We start from the raw sequence: 14403 nt of genomic DNA, 5'->3' as shown, positions 1-14403 counted from the left end.
CTTCGTCAAATGCTTAAGGAGGCGTTAAAAATGATGCGTATATTCGTTACAGGTGCAGCAGGTTATATTGGTACGGCTGTTGTCCGCGAACTCATTGATGCGGGCCATCAGGTAGTTGGTCTGACCCGTTCAGAGAGTGGTGCTCAGGTATTAGAAAGCTTGGGAGCCGAGGCGGCTCGCGGTGTTTTAGAGGATTTGGATTTATTGCGCAGCTGTGCAGCCAATTCAGACGGTGTTATTCATCTGGCATTTAACCATGATTTTTCTAATTTCGCGACATCCCTAGCAACCGATCTTCGTGCTATCCAAGCAATGGGAGAGGGCCTTGCAGGCTCCGGTAAACCGCTTGTTATCACTGCTCATGCGAATGGCCAAGCATCGGAGGAAGCCGCACTTTCGTTTATTGAACAAGGCGTGAGAGCATTGATCGTCTCGCTTGCACCTTCCGTTCATGGAGAAGGAGATAAAGGCTTCGTACCGCATTTAATTCGGATCGCCCAGGAAAGAGGCTCTTCGGCTTACGTTGAAGACGGCACCAACCGTTGGCCCGCGATTCATCGCTTGGATGCGGCAGTTTTATTCCGTCTCGCTGTAGAATCTGCGCCTGCAGGTTCACGACTGGATGGCGTGGACGACGAAGGGATTCCGTTCAGCGACATTGCCAGCGTCATCGGTCGTCACTTGGATGTGCCGGTAGTCAGCATCCCGCGTGAAGAGGCACAAGCGGTCTTCGGTTTTCTAGGCATGGTCGCATCACTGGACTTAGCAAGATCAAGCGAAGGGACGAAGGAGCTGCTCGACTGGAAGCCTGTCCAACTTGGACTTCTCGCAGACTTGGAGCAAGGACATTATTTCACAAAATAGCTTTAATTAAATAAAGGTCGGAGTCGGAGTTCATGTCAGCTACTGTCTATGACCAACGAGGGCGATGGAGTGCCTGCGCGAGGGGCGCAAGGCGAGCCAAGTGATGTCCATCGATGAGACGGTTCGTATCATGGAGACGCTAGACCGGATCCGGGAGCCATGGGGACTTAAGTATCCGAACGAAGCGTGATTGGTCAAGCCGAACAAATATGTAGGATAACAAGAACTCATATCGAATGAATGCCGCATAATTGCGGCATTTTTTTGTTGTAACGATATAAATTCTTGTCAGAAGCAATTGATAAAAACTTACATCAATTTGAGTCGTTCTTTTTATTTAAGATTCATTAAAGGCAAGACCCTTATAGTCGGAGATGTAATTAATAACCACTAAGTTACCGGAGGGTTCCATGAAGAAGAACATTACATTTACTTTAACTTGCATGACGCTCGTTCTCGGCCTTGTGCTGGGAGCGTGTAGCAACAACAGCAATTCCAGTGACACGGCGGCAACAGCGAGCTCGTCGGATATGCAGACGGGCGGAGCTCAAGGCGGAACGCCGCCAGATGGAACGCCGCCGGGCGGCGGCAATGGCGGCGGTCCTGGCGGTGGAGCCGACATTCCGGAGAGCGTGACGGACGTAGCAGCAATCATCGAAGAGGTCGACGCCACGGCGGATACGTCCGCTTGCAGCTCGGATGACACGACGGTCCAGATCGCATGTTTGGCGAATGCGTTCAAGGAAACGCTGACGGACGAGCAGGCCGAAGAAGTGCAGTACGAACTAACGGAAGAGAACGCCGAAGTCTGGTCCAACCTTCCGGTCAACGCGGTCGAGCGGAACGGGGTGATGTTGGGCAGTCTGAGCGAGGATAGCCTTAAGGCATTCTTCGCACTGGCGCAAACGGCTCTGGGAGAATCCGGATACGAGACGTTTAAAGAGGTCGTCTTGGCGGACAACAACCTGAACTCGGTTAACAGCGGCATGTGGAGCTCCGACTATTACTTCGTCGCGTTCCTGGGCGAGCCGTCCGACACCTCGGCCTGGATTCTGCAGATCGGCGGACATCATTATGCGAGCAATCTCTCTTATAATACTCAAGTGACGAGCGCGACGCCGACTTTCACCGGAACCGAGCCGCTCACATATACGTCGGATGGCGGTGTTACGTACGCGCCTCTGCAAGGCCGCCGCGATGCGATGTACGGCATGATCAACTCCCTTACCGACACGCAGCTTGAGGAAGCGCAGTTGTCCAAGTCATTCGACGATGTGCTTGTCGGACCGGGAGAGGACGGAGCGTTCCCGACGAGCGAAGGGATCACCGTCTCCGAGCTTACCGACGAGCAGCAGGAATTGGTTAAGGCAGCTATTGAGGCTTGGGTGAAGGACACGAACGATGAGGTGTCAGAAGAGCTTCTGAGCTCCTACTTGTCCGCCGAAGCTCTCAGCCAGACGAAGATCTCCTGGTCCGGCTCGACGAGTCTTGACGAGCATGGTTCTTATGTACGGATCGACGGCCCGCGCGTATGGATCGAATTTATCTGCCAGACGGGAGTCGCTTACCAAGATCAAATCCATTACCACACCGTATGGCGCGATAAAGAAGCCGATTACGGCGGCAGCTTCAGCAGCTAACCGAGGTCGTCATGCGTAAGCTTATCGGAGTATTCGCCGTCATGTTACTTCTATGCTTGAATTTAGTCCAGACAGCCTCGGCGCACGAAATGCCCAGCTCGGCGGTCTCGCTCGATTTTGAAGAAAACCGTGTGACGGCGGAGCTCGTTCTTCCAATCGATCGGCTCGAGATCGCGTTCGGACAGACCTTGACCGATTCGCCGTCCGAGGTGATCGCTACCTATGGAGACGAACTGGAAGCTTATATTATTGAACACGTCAATCCGGTTAGTCCTGACGGAGAGGATTGGAGCGTCTCCGTCACCGATATGTCGCTTCAACTGGACGAACAGCCTTATGATTTGATTGTGCAGTTGGAGATGGAGCCTCCTAGCGGAGCGCCATTAGATCAATTCACCTTCAACTATGACGTTATCATTAACCAATTGATTACGCACAAGGCGCTCATTTCTGTCACCAGCGACTGGAACAATGGCGTTACCACCAGTGATCCAGTGCTACTCGGAACGCTTCGGGCGGATGTGACCTCGATCGAGGTGGATCGGAGCGGAGGCAGTTGGTGGCACGGGTTTACTAACCTTGTTCAGCTTGGCATCTCACATATCGCGGAAGGAACGGACCATCTCATGTTCCTGCTTGTGCTTCTTCTTCCAGCGCCGATTCTAGCCCGCGGCAAGCGTTGGACCAAGTTCGGCGGAGTGCGGCACAGCATCGCCCAGCTGCTTAAGGTGGCGACGGCCTTCACCGTCGGGCACTCGCTGACCCTTATCGCGGGTGCGCTGGGATGGATTCCGGGTTCGAGTCAGTGGGTGGAGACGCTCATTGCCGTCTCGATTCTCGTGTCCGCCATTCATGCGATCAGACCGATCTTCCCCGGCCGTGAGGCTCTCGTCGCTTTCGGCTTCGGGCTCATCCACGGCATGGCTTTCGCTTCCTTAATAGAGGAGATCGGGCTCAGCCCGTGGCGGATGGCTTCCAGTCTTCTCGGATTTAATGTCGGCATCGAGCTTATGCAGCTTACCGTCATCGCCGCGACGATGCCTTGGCTGCTGCTCCTTAGCGTAACACGACTCTATCGTTTCATTCGGTTGGCCGGGGCCGGCATCGCGATTGTCGCGTCAGTCGCCTGGATCGTCGAGCGGGTAACCCAGGCGTCCAATCCGGTCGCTTCCGCGGTGAACGCCTCAGCTCCCTATGCGGGGTGGTTGATCGTGGCTATCGCCGTAATTGCCATCACAGTTGCTCTATGGCGAAAGTTAATATTAGTGCATAAAAGTAAACCCGCTTAGCTGGATCAAAGCTCCCTCACTAACGGCCAGGATAGGACAGGACAGACCAAGGTCTTGTGTTTAAAGTCAAGAACTTAATTTGTATAACCTCAATAAAACGGTTTAAGGGTCTCTGCCACGAACCGATAAATCCTGATTACAAAAATTCTATTTCATTTTTGTAATCAGGTTTTTTTGTTGTTCAATCCAACTCTGTACATAATGGAAAATATATTTCAGCGAGATTGGGGTTTTGTGAATTGGCGATGTATGGACTCATGGAGGAGTAAATGTTTTGCCGGGGGTGACAATTGGGGATAATTCGGTTATTGGGTCCGGAAGTGTGGTGACCAAGAACATTCCTTCAGGAGTTGTTGCTGCAGGAAATCCATGTCGAGTGATCAGAGAAATTACAGAGGCAGACAAGGACAAATATTCAAGGCATCAATGAAAAATGATGAGAGCTTCCGATTAGCAACATACAGTAATACATAACTCCCGCGGCTGAAAAGGACGACGGTTGTTTTCCAAAAGAAAATGGGCAATATATGTTCTGGGACCTAACGCAGGAAAAGTGCCGCGCTTCCCTATAACAAACAAGGGAGTGATCCAGTTGACGGAAAATAACAAGCGAGAACATAATGAAGAACACACCAACACTGCCGGTGTGCTCTCTGGCGAAGCTGTAGGAACCCTCGGCGGTGCTGCTGCAGGAGCTGCCGTTGGTTCTCTTTTGGGACCACTCGGCATGATTGCAGGTGCCGTCGCCGGTGGCGCGTTAGGTAATAAGATTGGAGAAGGTGCTGGGGATTCCGATAGTGATAACGTCGACACGGTGAACCGCATTGAATCGAAGGAGTAGCGCAGTACCAACTATTAGTGAAAAAGCAACAAGCCAGCTATCGCTTCCGATAGCTGGCTTGTTTAATTACGCAATTTCATCCAATACTGACTAGCTGCACATCAGAAGAAGCCATGACTTATAATGAGTGGTGAAGTCGATTCGCTAAATAGGAAACGATTCTTGATAACCGGGAGTAAACGGATTATGGATATGGACTACATGCTGGATGACGGCGCGTGGTGGCGGCTGCTGGAGAGCGTCGCCGCGTGTTTTGACGAACTGACGATCATACGTGGTTTTCAATATTATAAACAGGGACGGGTAGAGGAACTGGCGCTCCGCGATGACGGCGTACATGTGGACGCGCGCGTCAAGGATAACCGGATGTACGACGTCGCCGTCGATCTGAACGATCTTGCGGCAAGCGAATGCGCCTGCTCCGCGAACCGCGCCTGCACGCACATGGCTGCAAGCCTGATGCGTTACGCAGAGCTATGCGGACGGCCGATTCAGGCACTAGCCAACGCGCGCAGCACCTTGAAAAGCGCATCTTCCGGCGGCAAGCTGGGTGTGAAGTCGGATGGCGGACGCGGCGAAGACCGCACAGGTACCCAAGGAGCTGCAGCGGACGCGCCATCCCGCGCTGGCTATGGCGGCGAAGGCATGAACCGCAGCGCGCCGACGGCCTTTCGGTCCGGCCGGCCGACCGTGACGGAGGTGGAGCTGACTGAGTCTCCCGTAGCCAAGTGGCACGAGCGCTTCCAAGAGTGCAGCGGACCGATGCACCTGCACATTCGCACGGCGCAGGAGGCCGGCGAGCTGCTCGTCGAGCTGCAGGCGATGCGCCCCGTGCTGCCTTGGGCGCTGGAGCAATTGTACACGCTCCATGCTGTGCTGTTCGTGCTGGAGCGGATGGTCAAGCCAGCCCAGTCGAACCGGGCGCAATCCGGTCTTTTTATGGGCTATCATACGCAGCATGCAATCGACGGGTTGCGTGGGCAAGCGAGAAGCTTGCTTGAGGATAAGCTGGCGCTGGCTGACAACAGCTCAGCCTATTGGGAGCGGTTGATGGAGACGGCAGATTTCCTCCGGAAGAACATGATGATCGAAGACAAGACGATCGGCTGCTTCTCGACGCTCTATTCCTCGCTATGGCTCGGTTGGCTCGGTCCCGGATCGGCCGGGAATGCGCCGTTGTACGAAGAGGAGCTTCGCCAGCTGCAAGCGGCGGAGGCGGAACTTGGTCCGTCGTTATCGCGGCTGCCCTGGATACTCTCGCAGTGTCTGCTCCTGATCTACCTGTCTCGCGACACGGAAGCTCAGGCGATGATTGCCCGGGACGGAAGCAAGCTAATGCTGAAGCCGGAACATCTTGCGCCGCTGCTTGGCGTCCTCGAACGCGCGGGGCAATGGGCTCGACTACGAGACTGGCTCGCGGAGACGGGACCGCTGCTCGTCGGATTCCGCGGGGACCTGGCACCGTATGGAGACTACTGGGCCGTTGTCGTAACGCAGATGCCTGAGGCGGAGCCGGTAATGTGGCGCACGCTCCAGGAGATGCTGCCGTTCTCGCGAACCGTCTACGAGGATGCGCTGGCGGCGCATGGCCGGTGGGACCGGTGGATCGACCTGCAAATGTGCATGGGTCAGGACCCGCTGTCGTTTCTCGTGACCAAGCTGAAGCCGATCGAGAAGGAGGCGCCGGAGCTGCTGCTGCCCTTCTACCATCAGGCTGTGGAACGGTACGTGCTGCAAAAAAATCGCGACGGTTACAAGGCCGCCGCGAAGCTGCTGAAGCGGCTCTCCAAGCTGTACGCTCGGCTGAAGAAGGGCGAACGCTGGGAGCTGTTCATCGCCGCATTCGCGAACCGGAACAGCCGGCTGCGGGCACTGCAGGAAGAACTGCGCAAAGGAGGATTGCTGTCATGAACGCATATGCCGATACGCTTACGATTCAAGCGAACCTGACCGAACAGGGGGACGCATTAATATTCGGCGCAGACGCATCCGGCTATGCGCCGGCGCTGTTAGTCAAGCAGCGTCTGTTCGCATGGCATGAGCCGTCTTTTTATGGCACGGAGCTCGAGATCGAAAAGCTGAGTGAAGAGCTGGAGCTCGTCGTGCTGCCTGCGGAAATGGTCCTGCCTTTCTTCGCAAACCCTGCATTACTGCCGGTACATATGAATTGGCAGCTCGAAGGCGATGCTGCGCGAATCGCCGCGCTTGCGCCGGCGCTGGAGCAAAGCGTCGCGGAGCTGAAATTCGTCCCGAGCTTCGAAGCTTACAAAGCCGGCAAGCTGCAGTGGACGTGGGATTCGGAGGCACTCGACGCGAAATCCCGCCGATCGCTGCGCGCGCTCGCGGACATCGGCATGGAAGAGCCCGACGGTTTGAATGAAGAAGACAGGGATGCCGCCTTCCTGGCCGGTCTCGGCGCCGCTTTCTCCGCGGCAGTGTTTCATCGCCATTACGGCACGAAGGAAGCCTCCGACGACCTACGCCGCGAGTTTCCGCTGCTGTTCGCTCGCGACCGCGCCGCAGCGGCCGCGGGCCTCGACGAGCGCGGATGGCTCGTCGCCGCCGGTTGGAAGGCCGACATGCTGCCGTTTCGGCCGCTCCTACAGCTGCAGGAGCCGGAGAATGTTGAAGCCAGCAGCGGCTGGCGTCTCGTGCTCCTGATGCAGGACAAGCTCGAACCGGCGAAGCTAGCGCAGGTCCGGCTGGCCGTGAACGGCGAAGCCTCGGGGACGTGGCCCAACGGGTGGACGCCGCATGTGCACGAGCGTTCTGCGGCTTGGCTCGCGCATCTTCGCGCGAGTCTGCCGGCGGACCGGCTGGCCGGCAGCCCATTAGACGTGCTAAACGCACCGCTGTCGGATGATGAAGCATGGCGGTTCCTGACTACGGATAGCCAGCGACTTTTGAGCGCAGGCTGGCAGGTGCTGCTGCCCGCTTGGTGGGAGGAGGCGAGCCGCACTAAGCCTCGCCTGCGCGCGAAAGTTCGCTCCGGCGAAGGAGAAGGGGAACGCGCGGGTGGCAGCCGATCGTTCTTCGGCCTAGACGCGCTGATCGAATTCGACTGGCGCGTATCCATTGGGGATACGGACCTCAGCGAGGCCGAGTTCCGTGAGTTGGTCGCACGCGGCGAACGACTCGTGCAGTTTCGCGGCCAATGGGTGCCGCTTGATCCCGCCTTGCTCGCGCAGATCCGCAAGGCGATGGCAGGCGTTGACCCACGCCGTGGCTTGTCCTTCCAAGACGTGCTGCAGCTGCATCTACGTCGTAATCGCGGCGGCTTCATGGCGGCGAACCCAGGTAAGAATGAAGAAAGTGGCGGCGAGCAGGACGACGATAACGAAGGCGAACTGGAGATGGACATCGAGCTGAACGCTCATCTGACTTCCGTCATGGCGCAGCTGACGCAGCAGGCGGACTGGCCGTCGGTCCCCGTACCAACGAAGCTCCAAGCAGAACTGCGCAGCTACCAGCAGGGAGGCTTCTCGTGGCTTGCTTTTCTGCGACGGTTCGGGCTTGGCGCCGTTCTGGCCGACGACATGGGTCTCGGCAAGACGATCCAGTTCATCACGTATCTGCTGCACGTCGCCGAGGAAGCCGATGCACATGGAGAACGACGCCCCGCTCTGCTGATTTGCCCGACCTCTGTGCTCGGCAACTGGCAGAAGGAAGTGCGCCGCTTCGCGCCGTCGCTTCGCATCCTGCTTCATTACGGAAGCAAGCGGCTGGGCGGTGACGCATTCTACGAGGAAGCGGCGAAGGCCGACCTCGTGCTTACCTCATACGCGACGTCGACGCTGGACCAAGAGCTGCTCGGCGCTTATACGTGGTCGGCAATCTGCTTGGACGAAGCGCAGAACATTAAGAATGCCGGCACGAAGCAGGCCATAGCGGTCAAGAGCTTTCCCGCGCAGCACCGCATCGCGCTCACGGGCACGCCGATTGAGAACCGACTCGCGGAGCTGTGGTCGATCTACGATTTTACCAATCCAGGCTATCTCGGCACCGCCCGCACTTTCGCCGAGCAATTCGGCCAAGCGATTGAGCGCGAACGCGACGAGAAGCGAACGCAGGAGCTTCAGCGGCTCGTGAAGCCGTTCATGCTTCGGCGCAAGAAGAAGGATCCGAACATTATGCTGGACCTGCCAGAGAAAAACGAGATGAAGACGTATATCCATCTCACCGGCGAGCAGAGCGCGCTCTACGAGCAGACCGTTAAGGAGCTGATGGACGAGGTCAAGAAGACGGAAGGCATTAAGCGTAAAGGCGCGATTCTCTCAGCCCTGACGCGTCTGAAGCAGCTGTGCGATCACCCCGTGCTGTTCACGAAGGAAGTCGTGCCGATACCGACGGACGAGCGCGATGAAGCGGCCGAATCGGCGATGCTCATCGGACGCTCCGCCAAGCTCGAACGGCTGCTCGATCTCGTGAAGGAATTGCGACAGGAGGGTGAGCGGTGCCTGATCTTCACGCAGTACATCGGGATGGGCGAAATGCTGCAGCGGGTGCTGGGCCGGGAGCTCGGGGAACCTGTTCTGTACCTGCACGGCGGCTCGTCAAAGACAGCGCGCGACCGGATGATCGAACAGTTCCAATCCCGGGAGCTGCCGGACGCGGAGCAGCCTAACGTATTCATCCTGTCGATTAAGGCCGGCGGCGTCGGGCTCAACCTGACCGCAGCGAACCACGTGTTCCATTTCGACCGCTGGTGGAACCCCGCCGTCGAGAACCAAGCAACGGACCGCGCCTACCGGATGGGTCAGACCCGCGACGTGCAGGTGCATAAGTTCATCTCCCTAGGCACGCTAGAGGAGCGGATCGACGAGATGCTCGAGAGCAAACAACAGCTGAGCGACGACGTTATCACGAGCTCGGAAAACTGGATTACAGAGCTGTCAACGGACGCTCTGCGCGACTTGTTCACGCTGCGGCGCGATTGGTCGGAATAGCGGGCTTTGCACGAAAGCGACCCTCGTAGTTGTTGATGTCGATCGTGTGCTTGTTGGCCTGCTCAGGATGCCTAATGGCCCGCTACTACTATAGTGTAGCGGGCCATTGGCGTTCTCGTTTTACAGTTAATGCGATTGATGCTAAAAAGATAGCGTCGAATCCCTCAACCCCCTAGATAAACGCTCACCCTCGCTGGTAATAACTGAGGGCATTTAACTACCGTCAGCAACATTATATTGAACGTGATCGTCTAATGGATTGTTAAACTTAACCAGTACTGGGGTGAACTGATCTTTGACTATTAAAAAATGGAATAAAGCGATGGCTGTTATTTTGAGTGTGTCCATGCTATTGCCGGTGGGCGCGCATATGACCTATGCGGCTTCCAAATATGTCGTTCTGGAAGCGCAATGGGAGGATGGTCATATCGATCATGTGCAGACACTTCTGAAGGACGGAGTGACCTACGGAAGTTTTTTCTCACTTGGGAGTGAGGCAAGCTTGCATTGGAGTATGGAGGATAAAGATACGGCAGTGTTGAGCGGGAGTAAAAAGCGCATAGTAGTATATATGGGAAGCAGCATTGCCGAAGTGGATGGTCAAAAGGTAGACATGGGAAGAGCACCCGTGTGGTATATCAGTCATCTCTACGTTCCAATTAAATTTCTCGCTGCCGCTTTGGACGGCGAAGTGACCGGATGGGACCCGAAATCAGGAAAGGTAACTATAACGGGACTTCATAATTATAACGATACTTTCTCCAGAAGCTTGTGGGGATACACGTACAGGATTCAATCTGAAGTAGGTGATTTGGAGATTACTAATGTGAAGACGGGGAAACTGGTTACAATTCCATTGGGGATAAAAGATATCGATGTAAATACACATAATCTCACATTCGACTTCGAGGTGACATCTAAAAATTTATTGATCGCCTCCATACTCTATTCCGATCGAAAGACCGGCGTATATGACTTGTATACTTTAGTTTTTAAGAATCAAGGTTTGATACGCAAATCTATCGCTCACGGGTTAACAGAGCAGATTGAGAGTATACGGTCGGATGGCAATATTCAACTTATCAATGACGAAAATATTCGTGTGATAGAAGACGGAACAGGCCATGTACTTGAGGTGAACGCACGGTAAAGCACTGTCTAAACACTATAGTGATTATACCAGAAGGCGAACATGCTCGCGGGATCCGTCCAAATAGAAGGACTCTCCGGTTATCTGGTACATTTGGAGAAGAACATTTGCTAAAATGTCCTAGATAAGCTGATTCATTTATGAAGGAGAATTAGGTCATGAATTTTCAAGATAAAGTTTGTGTTATAACCGGCGGAGCAAACGGGATTGGCCGTTGTATTGTGGAGGAATTTTTAAAAGCAGGTGCTTATGTTGCCTTTAATGATATTGACAGTGAATCTGCCGAAAAATTAATCCTTACATACGGTCATGAAAAATTATTATTTGTCTCTGGAGATATTGCAGAGGAAGAAACAATTATACATTTTGCAGAAGAGGTAAAAAAACGTTTTGATCATATTGATTTCTTAATAAACAATGCTTGTATGAGTAAAGGGGGGATTCTTTCAGATTGTAGTTTTGACGACTTTAATTACACTTTAAGGGTTGGAGTTACAGCGCCGTATATGCTTAGTAAATTGTTAATGGATTACTTTTCACTTGATGGCGCTATTATTAATATCGCTTCTACGAGAGCTTTCATGTCACAACCAGATACAGAAAGCTATTCTGCTGCGAAAGGGGGAATAATTGCTTTAACTCATGCTCTTAGCTCTAGCCTAGCCGGGAAAGTGAGAGTAAATGCTATTAGCCCTGGTTGGATAGATACTGGAGCTTATCAGAAAGAGAAACATTATACACCTAAATACACGAGCGCGGATATGTTGCAGCATCCTGCTGGAAGAGTAGGGGAGCCGCTTGACATTGCCAAAATGGTTCTGTTCCTTTGCAGTAATGCAGGCAGTTTCATCGCGGGAGAGAATATTACAATAGATGGCGGAATGAGTAAGCAGATGATTTATCATGACGATCAAGGCTGGACATTTAATCCCCATAAGGCTCGATAAGAACATTTGACCTACGGAAAGACATCTACACGACGAATTACTCAAACAATACAACAGCTGCCGAGGCAATCGGCAGCTGTTTTCGTGAATTAAACCCCGTGTTTGCAACCAATGGTACATTTGCTTCGTCAATTGGATAGAAGAATTTGTATTTGAAGAGGAGAGAAAGAATTGAAGAAACATTTTATTGCAGGTGTTTTGTGTGGCGCCTTCTTAATGGTAACAACTTCTGTATTTGCTTCGAGTGTAATTGAAGCAACAATCTTTCCAAGTAAAGTTACTTTTTTTCTAGCTAACGGACTCTCCAAAGAAGTACAGCTACAGGAAGGTGAAGAGGTTCTTAACTATAATAATAAGGCATATATACCTCTTCGTTTATTTGCAGAGAGCAGTGGTGCTCTTGTAAAATACACACAAGCCTCTCCTGAGACGGATAACAAACAAAAAATAGATGTTCACTATGCTGCTGAAGAGGCTATCTCAGAGCAGACTTCAAATGCAGTAGGTAATATGTCACTTAAGGACTCAAGGGAACTGCAGCTTCAAGATATGCTTGTCATAAGTCTACTTCCGCATATGCAAAACAAGCTTGCCGATGTATACGCAGATGTAATTACAGTAACACCAATTATTCATCCAGATTCTGTGAATGTGAAGAGTATTGAAAGGGTATCTGCTTTCCGTGGTTTTGATTTCTTAATCACAATAGATGCTCAACCAATAGTCGGTCCTCATATACCTGTCGGCGAAGATGTACTTACTTATCGGATTTCATCGGCTGGGGTTGAGCTTACAAATTTTGAACATCTTAGAGGACCCAATAAGGATGACTTCCTCCCCAATTACCAAAATCTTTTGAAGTAACGGAGACTGTAGCTCGACGATCCAGAGAACCCGCAGGTGACGCCGATTCCCGTCTCGTTCGTGCTTTCTACCGAGCCGATATCGTGACAGGAGGTGCCGCAGCGCGTCAAGAGCATGATTGTAAAAAAATTAAAGATCGGTTTTCGTCTAAATAAACGAAGGCATCGCATTGGCCTTCGAAAGCCGAGAAAAGGTGGATGAAATCGTGAACACTGCGGTCTCCTTGGGCGGGAAATCGTACGAAGAACCTGAGGATTATGGATTCATGTATCATTGGGCCTTCGAGGACTTGGACGGCCATATGTGGGCAATTAACCACATGAACACGGATACAGCTCAAGGTTAAGGATAACGGAGATTGGAGCACAGTATTCAACAGAAAAAGCAATTCGGATTTAATCCGAATTGCTTTTTCTCAAGAAAGAATACGTGAGCATTTAAGAGTAAATCATTTCTCCATAGAGGGGATGAATGTCTAGGGAGGTTTTTGCCATTGAAAAAAAAGAGGGAATATTAAAAAAAATTCTAAATAGAAAAGATATCATTTCTTTGGTCTTAGGGGTTCTATCAATTGCTTTTTATTTTAGTGTTGGATTAATTTTGGGTGTTATTGGTTTAATAATTGGTATCGTAGCTCTAAAGGAAATAAGGGTTAACGAACAACGCGGAATAAAAACAACAATCACAGGGATCGTTTGTAGTTGTTTAGGAATTATTATCCCCATTCTTTTGATGACAATTCTATATCTAAGTAGATAGTACTGATGCTGTAGTGAAGATGACTCTACCTGATATGAAATGTAGCGGATTGGTGTGAAATCATATGAATAAAAAAGTACGGATCATAATATTCATTGTTGCTTTAATTGTATGTCTATTACCGTTGTCCTTGTTAATAGCAGGTGTGGGGAAAGTAGGGGAAACTAAATACTGGATTCAAGTACACCTCGATGGCGAATCACAGCAATGGCGTATTAGCGATTTCTTGTATTATCACAAGGGTCAGGAAGAAGATCGGGGATATGGGAAGTTGTATGCCAAATTTGATCGAGTAAGCGACTTGGAAAAGGTGACGCTCGAGTTTTATGATAACGAAGCGGCAAAATCTCCATTCCTTATCGTGAATCCCGATATCAAAGGATTTAAGGAGGAAGGATTTGTGAGATTAGGAGCCGGAGGAGGAATATCGATAACAAACGAAGAGCGATTTAATGGAACCATATTCACGAAGATCTCGTGGGAAATAGACGAAATAGCGTACACGGATCATTTTTATTTGAAGGTGGATACAGAAGTAACAAAGCCGAGCCTCGTCCTTAAGTGACGGGTTCGGCTTTGTTTTATTCCCCTTGATCTACGAAAAGTTGGATTCTGTCTTTGATCGCGTCTCGAACACCTCGGAATTGCGCCATGATTTCTTCTTCTGTTCCGGTAGCTTTAGCAGGGTCATCAAAACCCCAGTGCCATTTGAACACGTTAGGATTGCTAATGACAGGGCAGTGTTCATCCGCATGTCCGCATAACGTGATTCGTGCCGAACAGGGAATTTGTGACCAGTTGTTTCTTGTTGCCTTTGGACCGTCTTAGTAACAAATAGGATGAAACTTGAATGAATCTAAAGGATCTAAGCGGACTGTGTTTGCTTGACTCCTTGGTTTTGTTGGCGTCCACTGCAGAATGCTCGTTTGATAAAACGGATTAGACTTGCTATCAGTTGTGCTATAGTTCTACTGTAAATTCGTGGTGGACTGCTTTACTATGGAATGATGGAGTTGTCAAAAAAAGTGCAGTTTGAAAACACACTCATACAGAAACCCCGTTACTAAGCTGCCTGTGACAGCATTCTTTCGCGATAAATAGCA

11 protein-coding genes, 3 pseudogenes and 1 riboswitch are annotated in these 14403 nt (G+C 51.7%); of the genes and pseudogenes, 13 read left to right on the top strand and 1 reads right to left on the bottom strand.

The features are described 5' to 3' along the window. Nucleotides 1-33: 33 nt before the first annotated feature. The 13 genes and pseudogenes from DFQ01_RS12500 to DFQ01_RS12440 all read left to right on the top strand — a co-directional run bounded on the left by DFQ01_RS12500 (nucleotide 34) and on the right by DFQ01_RS12440 (nucleotide 13865). Nucleotides 34-864: an SDR family oxidoreductase gene (locus DFQ01_RS12500; RefSeq protein ID WP_110044412.1), complete on the top strand. Its 831-nt coding sequence runs from the start codon at nucleotides 34-36 to the stop codon at nucleotides 862-864. A 410-nt stretch (nucleotides 865-1274) separates the two neighbouring features. Continuing rightward, the gene (locus tag DFQ01_RS12495; RefSeq protein ID WP_110044228.1) at nucleotides 1275-2504 is read left to right on the top strand and encodes a DUF3500 domain-containing protein; all 1230 of its coding nucleotides are present in this window, start codon (nucleotides 1275-1277) and stop codon (nucleotides 2502-2504) included. An 11-nt stretch (nucleotides 2505-2515) separates the two neighbouring features. Beyond that, on the top strand, nucleotides 2516-3793 hold the full coding sequence (locus tag DFQ01_RS12490) for a HupE/UreJ family protein (RefSeq protein ID WP_110044227.1): 1278 nt from the start codon (nucleotides 2516-2518) through the stop codon (nucleotides 3791-3793). A 59-nt stretch (nucleotides 3794-3852) separates the two neighbouring features. Beyond that, nucleotides 3853-3952, top strand: a riboswitch (purine riboswitch). A gap of 85 nt (nucleotides 3953-4037) precedes the next feature. Next, nucleotides 4038-4223, top strand: a pseudogene (locus DFQ01_RS12485) (sugar O-acetyltransferase); the annotation flags it as partial. A 153-nt stretch (nucleotides 4224-4376) separates the two neighbouring features. After that, nucleotides 4377-4634 (top strand): hypothetical protein, encoded by a 258-nt coding sequence (locus DFQ01_RS12480; protein WP_425452391.1) that lies wholly within the window; start codon nucleotides 4377-4379, stop codon nucleotides 4632-4634. 162 nt (nucleotides 4635-4796) lie between these two features. Then, complete coding sequence (locus DFQ01_RS12475) at nucleotides 4797-6545, top strand: SWIM zinc finger family protein (RefSeq protein WP_146216866.1); 1749 nt, start codon at nucleotides 4797-4799, stop codon at nucleotides 6543-6545. Next, a complete protein-coding gene (locus tag DFQ01_RS12470) occupies nucleotides 6542-9580 on the top strand; it encodes a DEAD/DEAH box helicase (RefSeq protein ID WP_110044224.1) in 3039 nt (1012 codons plus the stop codon). The genes DFQ01_RS12475 and DFQ01_RS12470 overlap by 4 nt, the downstream gene beginning before the upstream one ends. 295 nt (nucleotides 9581-9875) lie before the next feature. Then, entirely contained in the window at nucleotides 9876-10730 is an 855-nt protein-coding gene (locus tag DFQ01_RS12465) for a stalk domain-containing protein (protein ID WP_110044223.1), read from the top strand. Nucleotides 10731-10888: 158 nt separating this feature from the next. Then, entirely contained in the window at nucleotides 10889-11677 is a 789-nt protein-coding gene (locus DFQ01_RS12460; protein WP_110044222.1) for an SDR family oxidoreductase, read from the top strand. Nucleotides 11678-11848: 171 nt separating this feature from the next. Then, nucleotides 11849-12541: a DUF3888 domain-containing protein gene (locus DFQ01_RS12455; RefSeq protein ID WP_110044221.1), complete on the top strand. Its 693-nt coding sequence runs from the start codon at nucleotides 11849-11851 to the stop codon at nucleotides 12539-12541. Between the two features lie 163 nt (nucleotides 12542-12704). Then, nucleotides 12705-12887, top strand: a pseudogene (locus DFQ01_RS12450) (VOC family protein); the annotation flags it as partial. Between the two features lie 125 nt (nucleotides 12888-13012). Next, nucleotides 13013-13300 carry a DUF4190 domain-containing protein gene (locus DFQ01_RS12445; protein ID WP_110044220.1) on the top strand — a complete coding sequence of 96 codons (288 nt, stop codon included), beginning with the start codon at nucleotides 13013-13015 and terminating at the stop codon, nucleotides 13298-13300. 64 nt (nucleotides 13301-13364) lie between these two features. Next, the gene (locus tag DFQ01_RS12440) at nucleotides 13365-13865 is read left to right on the top strand and encodes a hypothetical protein (RefSeq protein ID WP_110044219.1); all 501 of its coding nucleotides are present in this window, start codon (nucleotides 13365-13367) and stop codon (nucleotides 13863-13865) included. A 16-nt stretch (nucleotides 13866-13881) separates the two neighbouring features. Here DFQ01_RS12440 and DFQ01_RS31610 read toward each other — a convergent pair. Next, a pseudogene (locus DFQ01_RS31610) lies at nucleotides 13882-14070 on the bottom strand (low molecular weight phosphatase family protein); the annotation flags it as partial. Nucleotides 14071-14403 lie beyond the last annotated feature (333 nt).

It is taken from the genome of Paenibacillus cellulosilyticus (genome assembly GCF_003182255.1).
In the GTDB taxonomy this organism is placed as follows: domain Bacteria; phylum Bacillota; class Bacilli; order Paenibacillales; family Paenibacillaceae; genus Paenibacillus_T; species Paenibacillus_T cellulosilyticus.
This window is presented reverse-complemented; position numbering and strand designations above follow the sequence as displayed.

What these genes read in the sequence shown, in the direction of transcription:
- DFQ01_RS12490 (WP_110044227.1), top strand. Translation starts at nt 2,516, where the DNA reads ATGCGTAAGCTTATCGGAGTATTCGCCGTCATGTTACTTCTATGCTTG.
- DFQ01_RS12445 (WP_110044220.1), top strand. Translation starts at nt 13,013, where the DNA reads ATGTCTAGGGAGGTTTTTGCCATTGAAAAAAAAGAGGGAATATTAAAA.
- DFQ01_RS12500 (WP_110044412.1), top strand. Translation starts at nt 34, where the DNA reads ATGCGTATATTCGTTACAGGTGCAGCAGGTTATATTGGTACGGCTGTT.
- DFQ01_RS12495 (WP_110044228.1), top strand. Translation starts at nt 1,275, where the DNA reads ATGAAGAAGAACATTACATTTACTTTAACTTGCATGACGCTCGTTCTC.
- DFQ01_RS12460 (WP_110044222.1), top strand. Translation starts at nt 10,889, where the DNA reads ATGAATTTTCAAGATAAAGTTTGTGTTATAACCGGCGGAGCAAACGGG.
- DFQ01_RS12440 (WP_110044219.1), top strand. Translation starts at nt 13,365, where the DNA reads ATGAATAAAAAAGTACGGATCATAATATTCATTGTTGCTTTAATTGTA.
- DFQ01_RS12470 (WP_110044224.1), top strand. Translation starts at nt 6,542, where the DNA reads ATGAACGCATATGCCGATACGCTTACGATTCAAGCGAACCTGACCGAA.